Source organism: Streptomyces sp. NPDC051364, from assembly GCF_040682115.1.
In the GTDB taxonomy this organism is placed as follows: Bacteria; Actinomycetota; Actinomycetes; order Streptomycetales; family Streptomycetaceae; genus Streptomyces.
Window position 1 is genome coordinate 573,614 of sequence record NZ_JBFBAH010000001.1, and the last position, 17,141, is coordinate 590,754.

18 protein-coding genes are annotated in these 17,141 nt (G+C 71.8%); 14 read left to right on the forward strand and 4 right to left on the reverse strand.

Annotated elements, in window-relative coordinates; translation table 11 throughout:
- A complete protein-coding gene (locus AB0M76_RS02775; RefSeq protein ID WP_266627182.1) occupies positions 1-543 on the forward strand; it encodes a YbjN domain-containing protein in 543 nt (180 codons plus the stop codon).
- Positions 544-556: 13 nt separating this feature from the next.
- Here the strand turns inward: AB0M76_RS02775 and AB0M76_RS02780 are convergent, their stop codons facing one another.
- On the reverse strand, positions 557-1,765 hold the full coding sequence (locus tag AB0M76_RS02780; RefSeq protein WP_365951176.1) for a hypothetical protein: 1,209 nt from the start codon (positions 1,763-1,765) through the stop codon (positions 557-559).
- Between the two features lie 95 nt (positions 1,766-1,860).
- The gene (locus tag AB0M76_RS02785) at positions 1,861-3,051 is read right to left on the reverse strand and encodes a pyridoxal phosphate-dependent aminotransferase (protein ID WP_365951177.1); all 1,191 of its coding nucleotides are present in this window, start codon (positions 3,049-3,051) and stop codon (positions 1,861-1,863) included.
- 696 nt (positions 3,052-3,747) lie between these two features.
- Here AB0M76_RS02785 and AB0M76_RS02790 point away from each other — a divergent pair.
- The 7 genes from AB0M76_RS02790 (at position 3,748) to AB0M76_RS02820 (ending at position 10,302) form a co-directional block, all read left to right on the forward strand.
- A complete protein-coding gene (locus AB0M76_RS02790; RefSeq protein WP_365951178.1) occupies positions 3,748-4,290 on the forward strand; it encodes a DUF2617 family protein in 543 nt (180 codons plus the stop codon).
- Between the two features lie 139 nt (positions 4,291-4,429).
- A complete protein-coding gene (locus tag AB0M76_RS02795) occupies positions 4,430-6,070 on the forward strand; it encodes a polyamine aminopropyltransferase (RefSeq protein WP_365951179.1) in 1,641 nt (546 codons plus the stop codon).
- Between the two features lie 47 nt (positions 6,071-6,117).
- Positions 6,118-6,993 (forward strand): SRPBCC domain-containing protein, encoded by an 876-nt coding sequence (locus AB0M76_RS02800; RefSeq protein WP_365951180.1) that lies wholly within the window; start codon positions 6,118-6,120, stop codon positions 6,991-6,993.
- 35 nt (positions 6,994-7,028) lie between these two features.
- Positions 7,029-7,838: an aldose 1-epimerase gene (locus AB0M76_RS02805; RefSeq protein WP_365951181.1), complete on the forward strand. Its 810-nt coding sequence runs from the start codon at positions 7,029-7,031 to the stop codon at positions 7,836-7,838.
- 10 nt (positions 7,839-7,848) lie between these two features.
- Complete coding sequence (gene pyrE, locus AB0M76_RS02810) at positions 7,849-8,388, forward strand: orotate phosphoribosyltransferase (RefSeq protein ID WP_266665490.1); 540 nt, start codon at positions 7,849-7,851, stop codon at positions 8,386-8,388.
- A 234-nt stretch (positions 8,389-8,622) separates the two neighbouring features.
- Complete coding sequence (fbaA, locus tag AB0M76_RS02815; RefSeq protein WP_365951182.1) at positions 8,623-9,645, forward strand: class II fructose-bisphosphate aldolase; 1,023 nt, start codon at positions 8,623-8,625, stop codon at positions 9,643-9,645.
- Positions 9,646-9,900: 255 nt separating this feature from the next.
- Positions 9,901-10,302 carry a hypothetical protein gene (locus AB0M76_RS02820; RefSeq protein ID WP_365951184.1) on the forward strand — a complete coding sequence of 134 codons (402 nt, stop codon included), beginning with the start codon at positions 9,901-9,903 and terminating at the stop codon, positions 10,300-10,302.
- 25 nt (positions 10,303-10,327) lie between these two features.
- On the opposite strand, the gene AB0M76_RS02825 is transcribed toward AB0M76_RS02820, so the two are convergent.
- The gene (locus tag AB0M76_RS02825; RefSeq protein ID WP_365951185.1) at positions 10,328-11,557 is read right to left on the reverse strand and encodes a transposase; all 1,230 of its coding nucleotides are present in this window, start codon (positions 11,555-11,557) and stop codon (positions 10,328-10,330) included.
- Between the two features lie 199 nt (positions 11,558-11,756).
- On the opposite strand from AB0M76_RS02825, the gene AB0M76_RS02830 reads away from it, so the two are divergent.
- The 4 genes from AB0M76_RS02830 to AB0M76_RS02845 all read left to right on the forward strand — a co-directional run bounded on the left by AB0M76_RS02830 (position 11,757) and on the right by AB0M76_RS02845 (position 15,468).
- On the forward strand, positions 11,757-12,170 hold the full coding sequence (locus tag AB0M76_RS02830) for a DUF3151 domain-containing protein (RefSeq protein ID WP_266665484.1): 414 nt from the start codon (positions 11,757-11,759) through the stop codon (positions 12,168-12,170).
- A gap of 204 nt (positions 12,171-12,374) precedes the next feature.
- Positions 12,375-13,220, forward strand: a complete 846-nt coding sequence (locus tag AB0M76_RS02835; RefSeq protein ID WP_365951186.1) for a tryptophan 2,3-dioxygenase family protein — start codon at positions 12,375-12,377, stop codon at positions 13,218-13,220.
- Positions 13,213-14,415 carry a kynureninase gene (gene kynU, locus AB0M76_RS02840; protein ID WP_365951187.1) on the forward strand — a complete coding sequence of 401 codons (1,203 nt, stop codon included), beginning with the start codon at positions 13,213-13,215 and terminating at the stop codon, positions 14,413-14,415. Before AB0M76_RS02835 ends, kynU begins: the two co-directional genes overlap by 8 nt.
- Positions 14,416-14,583: 168 nt before the next feature.
- Entirely contained in the window at positions 14,584-15,468 is an 885-nt protein-coding gene (locus AB0M76_RS02845) for an alpha/beta hydrolase (protein ID WP_365951188.1), read from the forward strand.
- Here AB0M76_RS02845 and AB0M76_RS02850 read toward each other — a convergent pair.
- Positions 15,393-15,869, reverse strand: a complete 477-nt coding sequence (locus AB0M76_RS02850) for a hypothetical protein (protein ID WP_266665478.1) — start codon at positions 15,867-15,869, stop codon at positions 15,393-15,395. The two genes, AB0M76_RS02845 and AB0M76_RS02850, sit on opposite strands and share 76 nt — an antisense overlap.
- A 124-nt stretch (positions 15,870-15,993) precedes the next feature.
- Here AB0M76_RS02850 and AB0M76_RS02855 point away from each other — a divergent pair, with 124 nt between their 5' ends.
- Complete coding sequence (locus tag AB0M76_RS02855; protein ID WP_365951384.1) at positions 15,994-16,851, forward strand: helix-turn-helix transcriptional regulator; 858 nt, start codon at positions 15,994-15,996, stop codon at positions 16,849-16,851.
- Complete coding sequence (locus AB0M76_RS02860; RefSeq protein WP_365951189.1) at positions 16,848-17,087, forward strand: DUF397 domain-containing protein; 240 nt, start codon at positions 16,848-16,850, stop codon at positions 17,085-17,087. The genes AB0M76_RS02855 and AB0M76_RS02860 overlap by 4 nt, the downstream gene beginning before the upstream one ends.
- The last annotated feature ends 54 nt before the right edge of the window (positions 17,088-17,141 follow it).

Here is a 17,141-nt window from a genome sequence, read left to right on the forward strand (position 1 = left end):
GTGAGCATCGACCCGGCCTCGATTCCGAACTTCGGAGGGCAGCAGCCCGATCCGCAGGCCACAGGACCGGCGGGCCCCGTCGTCCCCGACCAGGATCTGGTCAAGCAGCTGCTGGAGCAGATGGAGCTCAAGTACGTCGTCGACGACGAGGGTGACCTCGCGGCGCCGTGGGAGGAGTTCCGTACGTACTTCATGTTCCGCGGCGAGGACGAGCAGCAGGTCTTCTCGGTGCGGACCTTCTACGATCGTCCGCACGCGATCGAGGACAAGCCCCAGCTCCTCGAGTCGATCGACGACTGGAACCGCCGCACCCTGTGGCCGAAGGTCTACAGCCACACGCACGACGACGGCTCCGTCCGCCTGATCGGCGAGGCGCAGATGCTGATCGGCACCGGCGTCAACCTGGAGCACTTCGTTTCCTCCACGGTCAGCTGGGTCCGTGCCTCCATCGAGTTCGACAAGTGGCTCGTGGAGCAGCTCGGACTGGAGAAGGAGATCGACTCCACCGACGGTGACGAGAAGGACGGGGACGACGACAACTAGTCGTCGCCACCCGTCACAGCGGGACGCGGGCGATCAGCAGCAGGTACAGCCCGTAACCGTACGAGAGCCCGGCCAGCCCCGCGGTCACCACGACCGCGGAGCGCGGCCGGGCTCGCGCCATTGCGGCGGCGACCGGCAGGAGCAGCGGGAACGCCGGCAGCAGGAAGCGCGGCTTCGACTCGAAGTAGCCGGCCCCGCCGTAGGTGATCAGCAGCAGTACGGCCGTGTACACGAGCAGCGCCGGCGGCATCCGGTCGAGCAGCAGGAGTACGGCCAGGAGCCCGGCCGCGGCCAGCACGGCCACGGTCACGACGGTGGCGAGCGGTACGTGCCCCCCGGTCAGGACCCGCCAGACGGTGCCCGTCGTGTACGAGCCGAAGTCGAAGCGGGAGCCCCAGCGCCGCTGCACGGTGAAGTACCCGGCCGGATCCCCCGTGCGTAACCCGACGGCGAGGACGTACGCCGCCCAGCCCGCCGGGGCCAGCAGTGCGGCCGCCCACACCTCGGGCGCGCGGGATCTGCGGGCGAGCAGCGCGTGCAGGGCGATGGCGGACACGGCGGCGGCGACGGCGATCCCGGTCGGGCGGGTCAGCCCGGCGAGCACGGCGAGGCCCGCGGCCCACAGCCAGCGCTCGCGCAGCACGGCGTACAGGGCCCAGGCGGCGAGCGCGGCCAGCAGCGGCTCGGTGTAGGCGAGGGTGAGCACCACCGCGTGCGGGCTCGCCGCCCACAGCGCCACCAGCAGCACCCCGACGCGCGGGCCGAGCATCAGCTCCCCGACCCGGTACACCCCGACGGCGGCCACCGCGGCGGCGGTCCAGGCGACGAGCAGCCCGGCCCAGGGGGTGGCTCCGGCCAGCCGGACGAGCAGCGGGTACAGCGGGAAGAAGGCGTAGTCGCTCTGCACCAGCCCGGACCCGGCCCACATCTGGGTGCGGCCGTAGCCGTGCACGGCGATGCCGAGGTACCAGACGGAGTCCCAGGAGTGCCCGAGCACGCGGACGGGGCTCCGCCCGGCCCACCACGCCCCGACGGTGAGCACCAGCGCCCCGCCGGCCCGGACGGCGGCGAACACCCCGAGCGCGACGAGGGCGGCGGGCACCCTGCCGGTCCGGAGCTCCTGCGGCCGCACGGAAACCGACGTACTGCCCGTCGCCGTCATGAACCCCGTCTTCCCGCGCTGCGTGCGTACGCCCATCCCGACGAGGAGAGCCTCGGGCACCCTAAAGCTCACCACCTGCCGGAGGGCGTGAATGCCCCCGGAATCTCCGGTGAAATCAGCCCGCCCCGGAGGCGTCCCCCCGATGAGCCCCCGCCTCAGAGCCGCCGCAGGCGCGCGGCGGCCTCTTCGAGGACCTCGGTCTTCTTGCAGAAGGCCCAGCGGACCTGGGTGGCTCCTGCGGACCGGTGGTCGTAGAAGACCTGGTTGGGGATGGCGACGACGCCGCAGCGTTCCGGGAGGGCGCGGCAGAAGGCGAGGCCGTCCTTCTCGCCGAGCGGGGTGATGTCCGTGGTGATGAAGTACGTGCCCTGGGGGCGGAAGACCTCGAAGCCGGCCGCCGCGAGGCCGTCGGCGAGGATGTCGCGCTTTGCGGCCAGGTCGGCGCGGAAGCCCTCGTAGTAGCTGTCGGGGAGGTACAGGGCCTCGGCGATGGCGTACTGGAAGGGGCCCGAGGAGACGTACGTCAGGAACTGCTTCGCCGAGCGGACCGCCGAGACGAGCTCCGGCGGGGCGGTGATCCAGCCGACCTTCCAGCCCGTGAAGGAGAACGTCTTGCCGGCCGAGCTGATGGTGACCGTGCGCTCGCGCATGCCGGGCAGCGAGGCCAGCGGGACGTGGGCGCCCTCGAAGACGAGGTGTTCGTAGACCTCGTCCGTGACGACGAGGAGGTTCCGCTCCACCGCCAGTTCCGCGATCGCCGCGAGCTCGGCCGGGGTCAGGACCGTGCCCGTCGGGTTGTGCGGGGTGTTCAGCAGGAGCAGCCGGGTGCGCGGGGTGACCGCGGCGCGCAGTTCGTCGAGGTCGAGCGTGAAGGCTCCGGCGTCCGGGCGCAGGGTGACCGGCACGCGGGTGGCGCCGGCCATCGCGATGCAGGCCGCGTACGAGTCGTAGTACGGCTCCAGGGCGATGACCTCGTCGCCCGGTTCGAGCAGGGCGAGCAGCGAGGCGGCGATGGCCTCCGTCGCGCCGGCGGTGACCAGGACCTCCGTGTCCGGGTCGTAGGCCAGGCCGTAGAACCGCTGCTGGTGCTGGGCGATCGCGGCGCGCAGCTCCGGGATGCCGGGGCCCGGCGGGTACTGGTTGCCCAGGCCCGAGAGCACGGCGCGGGAGGCCGCCTCGGCGATCTCGGCGGGGCCGTCCGTGTCGGGGAAGCCCTGGCCGAGGTTGATCGACCCGGTGGAGGCGGCCAGGGCCGACATCTCCGCGAAGATCGTCGTACCGAAGGACGCCAGGCGGCGGTTCAGGAGGGGGCGGCTGCCGCCCACGGGTGCGCTCATGGGCGCCATCCTGCGGGGAACCTCTGGACTTGCTCAAGTGTGCTTTGGCCCGGGTGGCGTGCGGGCATCCCCCCTTCACACCCCGGGGGACCGGGGTGATGAACGTGAACGTGAACGGGGGTTGGGTGTCATGTCTGTCTTCGGTTTGGTGCTCGTGGCGCTGGTCATCCTGGGCTTCGTGCTCCTGGTACGGAAGGTGGTCCGCGCCTTCACCGGGGCCGATTCCGGCTCGGGCTCCCGCTCGTCGTGGTGGGCGAACGGCGGCGGGTCTTCCAGCTCGTGTGGGGGCAGCTCCTCCTGCGGTTCCTCCTCGTCGTGCGGTGGAGGATCGTCCTCCTGCGGCGGCGGCGGCGGAGGTTGCGGTTCCAGCTGACACGGGGCAGCTGGCGCCGCGTGCGTCGGGGCGTCCGGCGGGTCTCACTTCCGTCGGGCGCCCTCATGTTCGAACTCCCTGGTCCTTCGCCGAGCGACGCGCGGGACGCGTGTGGCTGAACACGTGAACTGTGTAGCCCCCGGGGGGATGTAAACCCAATCAAGTTGGGTAAAAACGCTGTGAGTGCCGTGCCTTTCATGATTCCCTCGGTTGAGTAGACCAGTCCTCGGACCTCCCTGGACTTCCTGTGGACCCGTGCCGGTGTCCCCCACCCGTTGACTACCGCTGGCGGGCCCCGGCCCATCTCCCTCGCGCGTTTGCGGAGCCGACTCATGCTCACGACCCTCCAGACCACCTACACCGACACGCGTGCCGCCGATCTCGCCTGGGCCCTGGGTCGGGACCGACTGCCCGCCCTGGCCGTACTGAACCTCGAACTGGCGGGCGCGAAAGTGGAGTTGCGCCTGCTCGGAGCCTCGCACCAGGTGCTCCTGGAGGAGGGCCGGGTGCTCTGCTCGGAGACGGTCGCCTGCATGCCCGGGAGCAGTACGCCGCTGCCGCTGGGCGTGGCCAAGCGGATGGGGGACTGGGAGTACGAGTTCGCCGCGCGGGTCGAAACCCTGTCGCAGGGCTCCTTCGCGGGACGTGCGCAGGAACTGCTGGCGCTGGTCGCGGATCACCCGAACGGATTGGCCGGAACCTTTCCCGGCAACCCGCACGCCTTCACCGCCATGCTCGCGCAGCGCCACGAAGGCCAGGTGCGCTGGCGGACCTGGCACGCGTACCCGCAGGAAGGCCAGTTGGTGGCCACTCGTACGAGGGTCGGTGGGCGCATGGGCGCACCCGCGGGCGCCCTGGAGTCCGCCGCACGGTAGTGCGGGACTGGGCTGGGCGTTCCGGGGCGCGGGCGCCGCGGACGTCCCCACGCGGTTACGCCAACTGGCTGGAACCGTAAGCCACTTACACCCATGTGGGTGACGGGATGCGAGTGGGCGGTGACGTACCGTTCGCTTCATGATCGACCGTTCCGTCCCGCGCCGGGTGCTCCCGGCTCCGGAGCCGCGGGGCGTGGCGACCCTCCCGGCCGCCCTGCCCGTACGGCCCCGGACCGGCCGACTCCTCGTCCTGGCCACCGTGTTCGTCTGCGCCGCCTGCGGGCTCGTGTACGAACTGGAGCTGCTCGCCCTCGGCTCCTACCTCATCGGCGATTCCGTCACGCAGGCGTCCGTCGTGCTGTCCGTCATGGTCTTCGCGATGGGGGTCGGCTCCCTGCTGGCCAAACGGCTGTGCAGACGGCCCGCGTTCGGATTCGCCGTCATCGAGGCGGGCCTCGCCCTGCTCGGCGGGCTCTCGGCGATGGCGCTGTACGCGAGCTTCGCGTGGCTGGGCGAGTCCCGGCCCGCCCTCGTGGCCTTCTCCTTCGCGATCGGCGTGCTCATCGGCGCCGAGATCCCGCTGCTGATGGTCCTGATCCAGCGGATCCGCAGGCAGGACGCGGGCGGCGCCGTCGCAGACCTGTTCGCCGCCGACTACGTGGGCGCCCTGGTCGGCGGGCTGGCCTTCCCGTTCCTGCTGCTGCCGGTGCTCGGCCAGCTGACCGGCGCCATGCTGACCGGCACGGTCAACGCGGTCGTCGGCTCGGGCCTCGTCCTGTGGCTGTTCCGCCGCGACCTGAGCCGGCGCTCCCGCTGGCTGCTCATCGCCGCGAACGTCACCGTGCTGGCCGTGCTCGCCTGCGCGACCGTCCTCGCCGACGACTTCGAGCGGGTCGCCCGGCGCGCCGTCTACGGCGCCGAGGTCCGGGTCGCGCAGCAGACCGGCGTCCAGGAGCTCGTGCTGACCGGCCCCGCCACCGGCTCCCCGCGCTCCCTCGACCTGTTCCTCGACGGCCGGCTGCGGGTCAGCGGATACGACGAGTACCGCTACCACGAGGCCCTCGTGCACCCCGCGATGACCGGCCCGCACACCCGGGTCCTGGTCCTCGGCGGCGGCGATGGGCTCGCGGCGCGCGAGGTGCTGCGCTACCGCGACGTCGCCTCCGTCACCATCGTCGAGCTCGACCCCGGAGTGGTCCGCCTCGCCCGCACCGACCCGATGCTGTCCGCGCTCAACGGCCGGGCGTACGAAGACCCCCGCCTCGAGGTCGTCACGCAGGACGCGTTCCGCTGGCTGCGGGGGCCGGCCGCCCGGGACCGGTACGACGTCATCGTCTCCGACCTCCCCGACCCGGGCATCACGCCCAGCACGAAGCTGTACTCGCAGGAGTTCTACGGGCTCGCCGCCCGGGCCCTGCGCCCCGGCGGACGGCTCGCCGTGCACGCCGGACCGCTGGCCACGCGCCCGCGCACGTACTGGACGGTCGAGGCGACTTTGCGCGCGGCCGGCCTGCGCACCGCGCCCTACAGCGCGGGCGGCCGGCTCTCCGGCTTCGCCGCCGGGCCCGACCGCAGCCTCGGCACGACCGACGCACCGCCGCAGGACTGGGGCCTCGTACTCGCCGGCCGGGACCAGGTCCCGGAGCTGCGCGTGGACCGCGACACGCCGTGGCCGCGCTCGCTGTCCACGCAGTCCCTGCGGGACGCGGCGCGCGACGCCGAGCGCACCCGGGTGGCGGGCCTGCCGCCCTCGACGCTCCCGCACCCGCGGTATTCGTAAGCGCCGGACCGGGCGCGGGAGGGTCTCTCGTCGGTAGGCTCGACCACATGGAGCATCAGGTGTTCGTTCCGGTACCGGCAGACGACCTCCGCGCCGTGCTGCGCGACCCCGCCCGGGTGGCCCGCTGCGTACCCGGGCTCCAGCAGGACGCCGACGCCGCGTCCGGGCCCGTGTCGGGCCGCCTCAAACTGCGGGTCGGCGGGAACACCGTCACCTACCGCGGGGCCCTGTCCGTCACCGAACGGGATCCGTACGTCTTCACCGTCGCCGGTGAGGGTACGGAGATCCGCGGCAGCGGGACCGTCAAGCTGTCGCTGGCGCTGCTGCTGACCCCGGTGGACGACGGGACCCGGCTGGGGTTCACCGCCGAGGCCGCCGCCGACGGGCGGGCCGCCGCGTTCCCGCCGGAGGCCACCGCGACCGCCGTCCAGCGGCTCCTGGACCGGGCCGCCGAACAGCTCGCGGCGCTGGCGGCCGAAGCGGCGGAGCCGGTGACCGACGTCATCGCCGAGGCCGAGGAGGCGGAGGGCGATGCACCCGACGGGGAGGACGGCGGCGTCACGGAGGTCACGGCCTCCGTCTTCGACACCGACGTGCCGCCCCCGTCCCTGGACCCCTTCATGGACGGGGACTTCGAGGGCCTCCCGGAATTCGGCCGGACCGGGGAGAGCGGCGAGACCGGGGAGATCGACGGGTTCGGCGCTGCCGCGCAGCCCCCCGCCGAGGCCGCCCACGCCCGCCGCACCATGATCGGCCGCAGCGCCGAGGAAGTGGACCACGCACCCCCGCGCGGCCGCTACGCCCCGGTACCGGCTCCCGCGACCGCCGGCGCCGGCGCGAACCTGCGCTGGATCGCCCCGGCCGCCGCCCTGGCGCTGGCCTCGGCGGTCGTGGTCGGCCGGGCCCTGCGCCGCCGCCGCTGACCCCTCATGCCGCGTCCCTCGTTAGAGTCGGCCGCATGAGTACGCAACTGAGTGCAGGCGGCGCCGAGGTGACCGTCGACCAGGAGAACGGCTGCCGGATCAGCAGCCTGCGCATCGACGGCACGGAGCTGCTGCGCCAAGGCTCCCACTACGGATGCTTCCCGATGGTGCCGTGGTGCGGGCGCACGGCGAACGGGCAGTTCCAGGACGGGGCCGTCGTCCACCAGCTGCCGATCAACCAGCCGCCGCACGCCATCCACGGCTTCGGCCGCGACGCGCCCTGGCGCCCCGCCCGCGTCACCGCCACCGAGGCGGCGTTCACGTACGACCTCGCCGAGCCCTGGCCGTACCCGGGCCGGGTCACGCAGATCGTCGAGCTGGGCCCCGACTCGCTGACCCTCGCCCTGGGCGTCGAGACGTACGGGGACTCCTTCCCGGCCCAGGCGGGCTGGCACCCCTGGTTCCACCGCAACCTCGGCGCCGGCGGCGAGGACGTACGCCTCGACTTCGCCCCCGCCTGGCAGGAGGAGCGCGGCGCCGACCACCTGCCCACCGGCAAGCGCATCGACCCCCTGCCCGGCCCCCGGGACGACTGCTTCGGCATGCCGGAAGGCGTCGAGGCCACCCTGACCTGGCCCGGCGCGCTCGAACTGAAGATCAGCAGCCGGGCGGAATGGGTGGTCGTGTACGACGAGCAGCCCGAGGCCGTCTGCGTGGAGCCGCAGTCCGGCCCGCCGAACGGGCTGAACACCCTGCCGCGCCTGGTCAGCCCCGTGGACCCGCTGGAGATCTCCACGACGTGGACCTGGCGGCGGCTGTCCCAGCCCGGGGCCGTGCCCAACTAAGCTCGGGGCCATGAGTGACGTACGGGATGCGCTTCTGCAGCAGATCAAGGACAAGGCCGTCGTGCACGGCAAGGTGACCCTCTCCTCCGGCAAGGAGGCCGACTACTACATCGACCTCCGCCGGATCACCCTGGACGGCGAGGCCGCCCCGATGGTCGGGCAGGTCATGCTCGACCTCACCGCCGACCTGGACTTCGACTGCGTCGGCGGTCTGACCCTGGGCGCCGACCCGGTCGCGACCTCGATGCTCCACGCCTCCGCCGCGCGCGGGGGACGCCTCGACGCCTTCGTCGTCCGCAAGGCGCAGAAGGCCCACGGCATGCAGCGCCGTATCGAGGGCACCGACGTGAAGGGCAAGCGCTGCCTGGTCGTCGAGGACACCTCGACCACCGGCGGGTCCCCCCTGACCGCCGTCGAGGCCGTCCGCGAGGCCGGCGGCGAGGTCGTCGCCGTCGCCACGATCGTGGACCGCGGGGCCGCGGACGCCATCGCCGAGGCGGGCCTGCCGTACCTCACCGGCTATCGGCTCGCCGACCTCGACCTGGCCTGATCCCGCCTGATCTCGCATTCTGGCCCCCCGGAGAACTGGTGACTCAGGTCCCCAGGGCTCCGGGCACAGGTCCTGACCTGCTCTTTCCCGGCCGGACTGAATGTTTCACGTGAAACGGTCGAGCCAGCACGGTGGAGTGTCGCGCAGAGTCTGGAAGGATGAGCCCGACGGTTACGTCGCCCCCAGGTCAGGGCCAGCAATCGCACACTCCCCGCACATCCAAGGAGCGGACAGATGCCCATCGCAACCCCCGAGGTCTACAACGAGATGCTCGACCGGGCGAAGGCAGGCAAGTTTGCCTACCCGGCGATCAACGTGACCTCGACCCAGACCCTGCACGCTGCACTGCGCGGCTTCGCGGAGGCCGAGAGCGACGGCATCATCCAGATCTCCACCGGTGGTGCGGAGTTCCTGGGTGGCCAGTACAAGAAGGACATGGTCACGGGCGCGGTAGCCCTGGCCGAGTTCGCGCACATCGTGGCGGCGAAGTACGACGTCACCGTCGCGCTGCACACCGACCACTGCCCCAAGGACAAGCTGGACGGCTACGTCCGCCCGCTGCTCGAGGTCTCCGCCGAGCGTGTGGCCAAGGGTCTGAACCCGCTCTTCCAGTCGCACATGTGGGACGGCTCCGCCGAGACCCTGGCCGACAACCTGGCCATCGGCCAGGAGCTGCTCGCCAAGGCCGCCGCCGCGAAGATCATCCTCGAGGTCGAGATCACCCCGACCGGTGGCGAGGAGGACGGCGTCACCCACGAGATCAACGACGAGCTGTACACCACCGTCGACGACGCGATCCGCACCGCCGAGGCCCTGGGCCTGGGCGAGAAGGGCCGCTACCTGCTCGCCGCCTCCTTCGGCAACGTGCACGGCGTCTACAAGCCGGGCAACGTAGTCCTGCGTCCCGAGCTGCTGAAGGACCTGCAGCAGGGTGTCGGCGAGAAGTACGGCAAGAGCAGCCCGTTCGACTTCGTCTTCCACGGCGGCTCCGGCTCCTCCGAGCAGGAGATCGCCACCGCGCTGGAGAACGGCGTCGTGAAGATGAACCTCGACACCGACACCCAGTACGCCTTCACCCGCCCGGTCGCGGACCACATGCTCCGCAACTACGACGGTGTCCTGAAGGTCGACGGCGAGGTCGGCAAGAAGTCCACCTACGACCCGCGCACCTGGGGCAAGCTCGCCGAGGCGAGCATGGCCAAGCGCGTCACCGAGGCGTGCGCGAACCTGCGCTCGACGGGCACGAAGCTGAAGTAGTCACCACCCGCTCCACCCGCTCCACCCGCTCCACCCGCTCCACCTGCTGTGCCGAAGGGCCCGGCCCGCCGTAGCAAGACGGCCGGCCGGGCCCTTCCGCACAGGCACCCCGCCGAAACGGCGGGAATGTTCTCCTGGTCAAAGGCCTGGTCAACGGCCTGGTCAACGGCCTCCGGTCGACACCCCGGGGAGACCGGGCGAGGATGAACGAGTGGGCGCCCGCTTCCCTGCATCTCGCTGATGGGAGCAACCCTCATGTATCTGCACATCCGACTGAACACCCGACGCGCACTGGCTTCCCTGTTCGCCGGGTCGCTCGTACTGTCCGGCGCGATCGCCCTCACGCCGGCCGCGAGTGCCGCACCCACCGCAAGCTGCACGGTCACGCCCGGCCCGAACAACACGTACGTCACCATCTCCGGCGAGGGCTTCACTGCCCCTCGGACCCTCAACGACGGCGAATCCACCGTGCCCTTGGACGTGGACGGGACCGGGCACTTCCTGCTGAAGCGCTTCCAGAAGAACGTCGACTACACCGTTCTTGCCGTCAACGAGGACCAGCCCTTCACCTTCGTGAACTGCAAGGTCGTCAAGGCCCCGAATTCCCAGAACCCCACCCCCAGCACGACCAGGACTCCGCACCACCAACGCCGGTAGCCCGGCCGGGGCGGTCGAGCCCGGGTCAGCGGGCCGCCAGGGCGGGGTGCGGGCGCGGGCGGCGGACCAGGCTGTGCCGTGCGGGAACCGGAGGCGCCGCCGGCTCCAGGCTGCGGGCGGCGTGGGCCACCGACGCCAGGGTCACGTGCCGGTGCCAGCCCGGCAGGGAGCGGCCCGAGAAGTCCCGGAGCCCGATCTCCTGCACGCTGAGGCCGGCCGCAGCCGACACCCGGTGCGCCGTCTTCGTCATCCGCACCAGCGCCCCCGGATCCGTCCGCACCATGTCCGTGACCCACAACTGCGTCGGCAGCCGCCGGGCCGACTCCCACTCGCCGAACAGCAGCACCTCGCGCCGCCGCCCCGGAGCCGGATCCGGCACCATCACCCGGACCGCCGCCACCAGTGAGGTCCGCCGCGACCCCGGAGCGTCGGGAGCCGCCCACTCCACCGGCATCCGCAGCCCCCTGACGTTCTGCAGGATGTCCCGCGCGGCGAGCGTCCCCGCGCCGAAGCCCGGCAGTCGCGGGTCCGTCACCAGCAGCCGCGCCTCGGGGCTGATCCGCCCCACCACCGGCACCCGCGCCTCGGCGAACCGGTTGAGGGTGGCCCGCGTCGCGATGTCCCGGATGTCCAGCACCACCGGCCGCGGCGCCAGGCCCGACTCCCGCAGGGTGTCGAGCACGCCCGTCACCGCGCACTCCTCGTAGCCCTCGTACGACTCGGTCTGCGCGGCCTCCGGCTCCTCGCCGAGGAACAGCCGCCATCCCACCGGCGTGACCACCCCCGGCGACGTGAACCACATCCCGAACGCCTGCTGCCCGCGGAACATCTGGCCCCGGTGCGGGTCGAACCGGTGCCCCGCCCCCACCGAGTGCTCCCCGCCCTTCGGGATCGCCATCGGCTGCGCGACCCACACGTTGAGCGGAGCCGCCTGCCCCAGGTACTGCGCCAGGGCCGCGCGGATCGGCTGCCAGTCCCACGTCGACGCGGCGATGAAGTGGTGCAGGCTCTGCTCCGCCGCCGTGGCGCCGGTCCCCGCCCCCAGCTGCTGCGCGATGTTGCGGATCGACTTGCGGCCCTCCGCCGCGAGCAGCCCGCGTACGTACTGGCGTCCCCGCTCCCGCTGGTCCTTGCGCCGCAGAGACGTGAACACCGCCGCGCACAGCTCCTCGACGGCCTCGTCCGCGAGCTTCCGTCGTCCCGCCCGGACACCCTGGTACGTGCTGCTGCTCGCGCTGCTGATGGTGGTGTTCACGACTCCCCCTTCGTCGATGGCCCTCCTACCGTCCGCCCGCGGCCCCCTCGCCGGGGAGGTGTGCCGGGCACACGACTGGGCCGACTGGTGGTGGGGCGCCCACCACCCCTCACCCACGGGAGCCGCAGCGGTGGTTGGACCACCGTCCGTACGCACCACCGCCGCACCGCAGAGGGGCCCGATACCCCAGACTTGGACCATGTCCATTCACCAGAACCTGCTCGGGGGCCCCGCCCCCACCCACCTCCCCGACGAGCCGGGCCGCCAGGCCCTGGCCGCGGGCACGCCCGCCGTCGAGGTGGCCGCCGCGCACCCGACCTCCTCCCTCGCCTGGGCGACCCTCGCCGACGAGGCGTTCGCCGCCGGCCGCACCGTCGAGTCGTACGCGTACGCCCGTACGGGCTACCACCGCGGCCTCGACGCGCTGCGCCGTGCGGGCTGGAAGGGCCACGGACCGGTGCCGTGGGAGCACGAGCCGAACCGCGGCTTCCTGCGCGCCCTGTACGCCCTGTCCCGGGCGGCCGAGGCGATCGGCGAGAAGGAGGAGTACGAGCGCTGCTCGACCTTCCTGCGCGACTCGTCCGAGACGGCGGCGGACACCCTCGGCGCCTGATCCGCGCGCACGCACGTAGGCGGTCGGGGCCTCTCACCGGGGCCCCGATCGGCCACAGTGTCCCAAAAGTGACTGTGACCCCGGTCACACCGCGCTGGAGGGAATCCGGCAACCGGTCCTATGATGCGGGCAGGGGACCGGGGCTCCACTCACCCATCGGAAGGGGCGGACCGCTACCCGGAAGCACGTGTCGAGGAGACAGCGATGTCGAACACCCTTGATGCCTCCGGAGCCGGTTCGGACACCCCGAACCTCGACTTCGCCGGCACGACCCCGTACGAGGACTACGTCCAGGCGGACGTCCTCACCCACCTCCAGCACCTGCGCTCGGACGACCCGGGCGAGATGGTCTTCCTGGTGACGACCCAGGTCATGGAGCTGTGGTTCACGGTCATCGTCCACGAGTGGGAGACGGCCGCTAAGGCCCTCCGCGAGGACCGCATCCCCGTCGCGATGGATGCGCTGAAACGATCCCTCCGCGAGCTCGAGGCCCTCAACGCCTCCTGGCGCCCGCTCGCCCAGCTCACCCCGGGCCAGTTCAACGCCTACCGCGCCGCCCTCGGCGAGGGCTCTGGTTTCCAGTCGGCGATGTACCGCCGGATGGAGTTCCTGCTCGGCGAGAAGTCGGCCTCCATGCTCGTCCCGCACCGCGGCGCCCCGCGCGTCCACGCGGAGCTGGAGAAGGCCCTCCAGGAGCCCAGCCTCTACGACGAGGTGCTGCGCCTGCTGGCCCGCCGCGGCCTGCCGGTCCCGGCCGAGGTCCTGGACCGCGACCTCTCCCAGCGGTACGAGCCCTCGCCCGAGGTCGAGGCCGTCTGGACCGCCCTGTACGCGGACCCCGACGCCCAGCTCGACCTCCACCGCCTCGGCGAGGTCCTCACGGACGTCGCGGAGCTCGTCTGGCGCTGGCGCAACGACCACCTGGTCGCCACCCGCCGCGCGATGGGCGCCAAGACCGGCACGGGCGGCTCGGCCGGCGTGACCTGGCTCGAGAAGCGCGCCACGAAGAACGTCTTTCCCGAGCTCTGGACGGCGCGAAGCCATGTCTGAGCCGACGAGGACCGACCTGGCGGCCCGCGCCGTGGAACTGGACACCGCCGACGAGCTCGGCAAGCTCCGCGACCGCTTCACCCTCCCCGACGGCGTCGTCTACCTGGACGGCAACTCCCTCGGCGCCCTCCCGACCGGCGTCGCGCAGCGCATCGCCCAGGTGATCACCCACGAGTGGGGCACGGAGCTCATCCAGTCCTGGAGCACCGGCACCTGGTGGACCGCCCCCGAGCGGATCGGCGACAAGCTGTCCCCGCTCATCGGCGCCGCCCCCGGCCAGACGGTCGTCGGCGACTCCACCAGCGTCAACCTGTTCAAGGCCCTGGTCGGCGCCGCCCGCCTGGCCCGCCCCGGCCGCACGCAGCTGCTGGTGGACGCGTCCACCTTCCCCACCGACGGCTACATCGCGGAGTCGGCCGCCCGGATGACCGGCCTCACCGTCGTCCCGGTCGACCCGTCCCACGCGGCCGAGGCGATGGGGGAGGACACCGCCGCCGTCCTCCTCAACCACGTCGACTACCGCACCGGCCGCCTCCACGACCTCCCGGCCCTCACCGCGGCGGCCCGCGCCGCCGGGGCCGTCACCGTCTGGGACCTCTGCCACTCGGCCGGCGCCCTCCCCGTCGACCTCGACGAGCACGGCGTCGACCTCGCGGTCGGCTGTACGTACAAGTACCTGAACGGCGGCCCCGGTTCCCCGGCGTACCTCTACATCGCCGCACGCCACCAGGCCGCCTTCGACTCCCCGCTCCCCGGCTGGAACGGCCACGCGGAACCCTTCGCGATGACCCCGGACTACGCCCCGGCGGCCGGCGCGATACGCGGCCGGGTCGGCACCCCGGACATCCTGTCCATGCTGGCCCTGGAAGCTGCCCTCGACGCCTGGGACGGGGTCCCGGTGGAAGCCGTACGGGCCAAGTCCCTTGCCCTGACGGATTTCTTCCTGGAGTGCGTGGCGGCGTACGTCCCGGCCGGCAAGGTCGAATCGGTCACCCCGGCCGAGCACGACCGGCGCGGCAGCCAGGTCTCGCTGCGCACCGAGAACGCCCGTGAGGTCATGGACGACCTGATCTCCCGCGGTGTGATCGGGGACTTCCGTGCCCCGGACGTCCTGCGCTTCGGTTTCACCCCGCTCTACGTCGGTTTCGCCGATGCGGAGCGTGCCGCCCGGACACTGGGTCACATTTTCGGGTGATGTAGGGGCGAAACGTCACGGCAACCGGGCGGGCGGGGCTTCGGCTCCGTCCGCCCCCTGCACATTCCCTCCGTAGCAGCCTCCCACCACGGAAGGTCGTGTTCCGGCCTGATACGGTCCCGCTCTGCCGGAACACCAGTCCCCACGCGTTACCGAGAGGTTGAGCCGATGACGGACCCCGCAGTCGAACGGGACGCCGCCGAGGCCGCCTCGGCCTTCTCCCACCCGCCGGTCGCCCCCGACACGACCGGGTCGTACGGGGGCCACCCCGACCAGGTGATCGACTTCTACGTTCCGCGCGGCGCCACCGCCGCGGGCGCGGCCCCGCTGGTCGTGGTCCTGCACGGCGGTGCGTGGCGGGCCCCGTACGACCGGCACCACATCACCCCGCTCGCGGACTTCCTGGCGCGCCGGGGTTTCGCCGTCGCCAACGTCGAGTACCGGCGCGGCAGTTCCCTGCCCCGCCAGAACGCCGAGGGCCACGTGGCCGGCCGCTGGCCGGAGACCTTCGACGACGTCGCCGCCGCGATGGACGCCCTCCCGCGCCTGGCCTCGGCCCACCTCCCGCAGGCCGACCCCCGCCGTACGGTCATCACCGGCCACTCGGCGGGCGGCCACCTCGCACTGTGGGCGGCGGCACGGCACGTCCTGCCGCCCGAGTCCCCGGCCGCGTGGAGGCTGCCTTCCCCGCCGCTGCTGCGCGGCGTGGTGGCGCTGGCCCCCATCGCGGACTTCGTGGCCGCGGAGGAGTTGGGTGTGTGCGCAGGTGCGTCCGCGCAGCTGCTGGGCGGCGCCGACCAGTGGGCGGAGCGCCTGCCGTTCGCGGACCCGGCGGCGCTGCTGCCGACCGGGATCGCGACGGCCGTCGTGCACGGCCGCGAGGACATCGTGGTCCCGCCGTCGGTGGCCGAGTCGTACGTGGCTGCCGCGGCCAAGGCCGGGGAGACCGTGGGCCTGACCCTGCTGGACGGCATCGGTCACTTCCCGCTGATCGACCCGGCCGCGGACGCCTGCGCGGTGGTGGCCGAGGAGATCTCGCAGCTGGCCTGGTAGAGGCCGGCGGCCCGGTACAGCAGCAGGGCGTGCACGAACCGGTCCTCCCGCGTCGGCGGACACCGCCAGGCCAGCGGCCAGGCGCCGTCGAGGGCCGGGACCGGGATGTACGTGGTCCGGCGCGGCCCTGACGCGAGCCGCGTGAAGCCCGGTGGCCAGATCCGGTACGCGGCACTCCCGACCGGGATCAGGAAGTACACGGGCCGCTTCCCGTTGGCCTGGACGACGATCGGCCCGGGGTCACCGCCAGTGAGCGTGACGAGGAGATCGGCCAGGTCGCGTCCCATGTCACCGTCCACACGTACGGCGTCAAATAGCACTCCTGCCTTGCGGATTCCGATACCGGTGGCCGGAATCCAGCTGGGCGTACGGGAGTTGGGCGCGTGACTTTCAGTGTTCATGGCCCAAGCGTGATGGCTCAGGTCTACCGTTTTCTACGTCTCGGACTTGATAGGTGAGAAGTCTGGGAGGGCGCGCCATGCGCTGGAGACCATTTGAGTTCGCTTCGTTTCGGGGGTGTTCACCATGCCGAAGGCTGCCGCCAACAAGGACAAGGAAAACGACAACGAAGACGAGCGACCGACGACGTCGTACGTCGCAGAGATCGCCCGCATCCTCCGGCTGGAGAAGAAGCTGACGCAGGTGGCGGTGGGGGAGATGACCGGCTACACCGGCTCGGCGATCAGCGCCATGGAAACGGGTGCACAGCCGGTGAGCGACAAGATGCTGGTGGGCCTGGAGGTGGCGATCGGTGACCGCCGCGGCTTCTTCGAGACCGCGCGGAAGTACGTGCTGATGGAGAAGTACCCGGTCCGCTTCCGGAAGTTCTCGCAGGTGGAAGCCGAGGCTCTGATGCTTTCCTCGTACCAGACGATGGTGATGGACGGCCTGTTCCAGACGGAGTCGTACGCCCGGGCGGTGTTCAAGGGCAGCTATCCGCCGGTGTCGGACGCCAGGGCGGAGGAGCTCGTCGAGGCCCGGATGGCGCGTAAGGCGCTGTTCGATCGCGACCCGATTGCGATGCTCGAACTGATCGTCGAAGAAGGGGTTCTCGAGCGTCCGTACGGGAGCTGGGACGTCCAGCGAGGCCAGCTTCTGTCGCTCGCGGAGGATGCCCAACGCGACAACGTATCGGTGCAGGTCCTGTCCAAGCACCGGGGCCTGAAGGGCTCCCACGCGGGCGAGCGCGGCCCGATGAAAGTGGTGGAAACCGGGGATCACCAACACGTCGTCTACATGGAAATCAACGACGAGGGCATCCTCGTCAGCAACCCGGCAAAGGTGTCCCGACTGGCGCAGCGGTATGCGAAGATCCGCGCACAGGCGCTGAGCCCCGATGAATCTCTGGAACTCATCCAGCGGTTGGCAGGAGAACGGAAATGAGCACCAGCACCCTGCAGTGGTTCAAGTCCAGTTACAGCGACGGCGGTGGCGGGGACTGTATAGAGGTCGCCTACAACTGGCACAAGTCGAGCTACAGCGACGGCGGTGGCGGGGACTGCGTCGAGGTGGCCGCCTGCCCGCACGCCGTGCACGTCCGGGACTCCAAGAACCCCGGGCCCACCCTCAGTCTGGCCGGCGAGACCTGGGCCGACTTCGCCGGCTGGGCGGCCACGTAGCCGGAGGTTCGCGGGCCTGGCCGGAAACCCATCGGGCGATGTTCGAAGTGGCTG

Bases quoted from the DNA above. Each gene is read 5' to 3' on its own strand.
- AB0M76_RS02820 (WP_365951184.1), top strand. From the start codon at position 9,901: ATGTATCTGCACATCCGACTGAACACCCGACGCGCACTGGCTTCCCTG.
- AB0M76_RS02830 (WP_266665484.1), top strand. From the start codon at position 11,757: ATGTCCATTCACCAGAACCTGCTCGGGGGCCCCGCCCCCACCCACCTC.
- AB0M76_RS02855 (WP_365951384.1), top strand. From the start codon at position 15,994: ATGCCGAAGGCTGCCGCCAACAAGGACAAGGAAAACGACAACGAAGAC.
- AB0M76_RS02785 (WP_365951177.1), bottom strand. From the start codon at position 3,051: ATGGCGCCCATGAGCGCACCCGTGGGCGGCAGCCGCCCCCTCCTGAAC.
- AB0M76_RS02850 (WP_266665478.1), bottom strand. From the start codon at position 15,869: ATGAACACTGAAAGTCACGCGCCCAACTCCCGTACGCCCAGCTGGATT.
- kynU (WP_365951187.1), top strand. From the start codon at position 13,213: ATGTCTGAGCCGACGAGGACCGACCTGGCGGCCCGCGCCGTGGAACTG.
- AB0M76_RS02795 (WP_365951179.1), top strand. From the start codon at position 4,430: ATGATCGACCGTTCCGTCCCGCGCCGGGTGCTCCCGGCTCCGGAGCCG.
- AB0M76_RS02845 (WP_365951188.1), top strand. From the start codon at position 14,584: ATGACGGACCCCGCAGTCGAACGGGACGCCGCCGAGGCCGCCTCGGCC.
- AB0M76_RS02860 (WP_365951189.1), top strand. From the start codon at position 16,848: ATGAGCACCAGCACCCTGCAGTGGTTCAAGTCCAGTTACAGCGACGGC.
- AB0M76_RS02805 (WP_365951181.1), top strand. From the start codon at position 7,029: ATGAGTACGCAACTGAGTGCAGGCGGCGCCGAGGTGACCGTCGACCAG.
- fbaA (WP_365951182.1), top strand. From the start codon at position 8,623: ATGCCCATCGCAACCCCCGAGGTCTACAACGAGATGCTCGACCGGGCG.
- AB0M76_RS02800 (WP_365951180.1), top strand. From the start codon at position 6,118: ATGGAGCATCAGGTGTTCGTTCCGGTACCGGCAGACGACCTCCGCGCC.
- AB0M76_RS02790 (WP_365951178.1), top strand. From the start codon at position 3,748: ATGCTCACGACCCTCCAGACCACCTACACCGACACGCGTGCCGCCGAT.
- pyrE (WP_266665490.1), top strand. From the start codon at position 7,849: ATGAGTGACGTACGGGATGCGCTTCTGCAGCAGATCAAGGACAAGGCC.
- AB0M76_RS02835 (WP_365951186.1), top strand. From the start codon at position 12,375: ATGTCGAACACCCTTGATGCCTCCGGAGCCGGTTCGGACACCCCGAAC.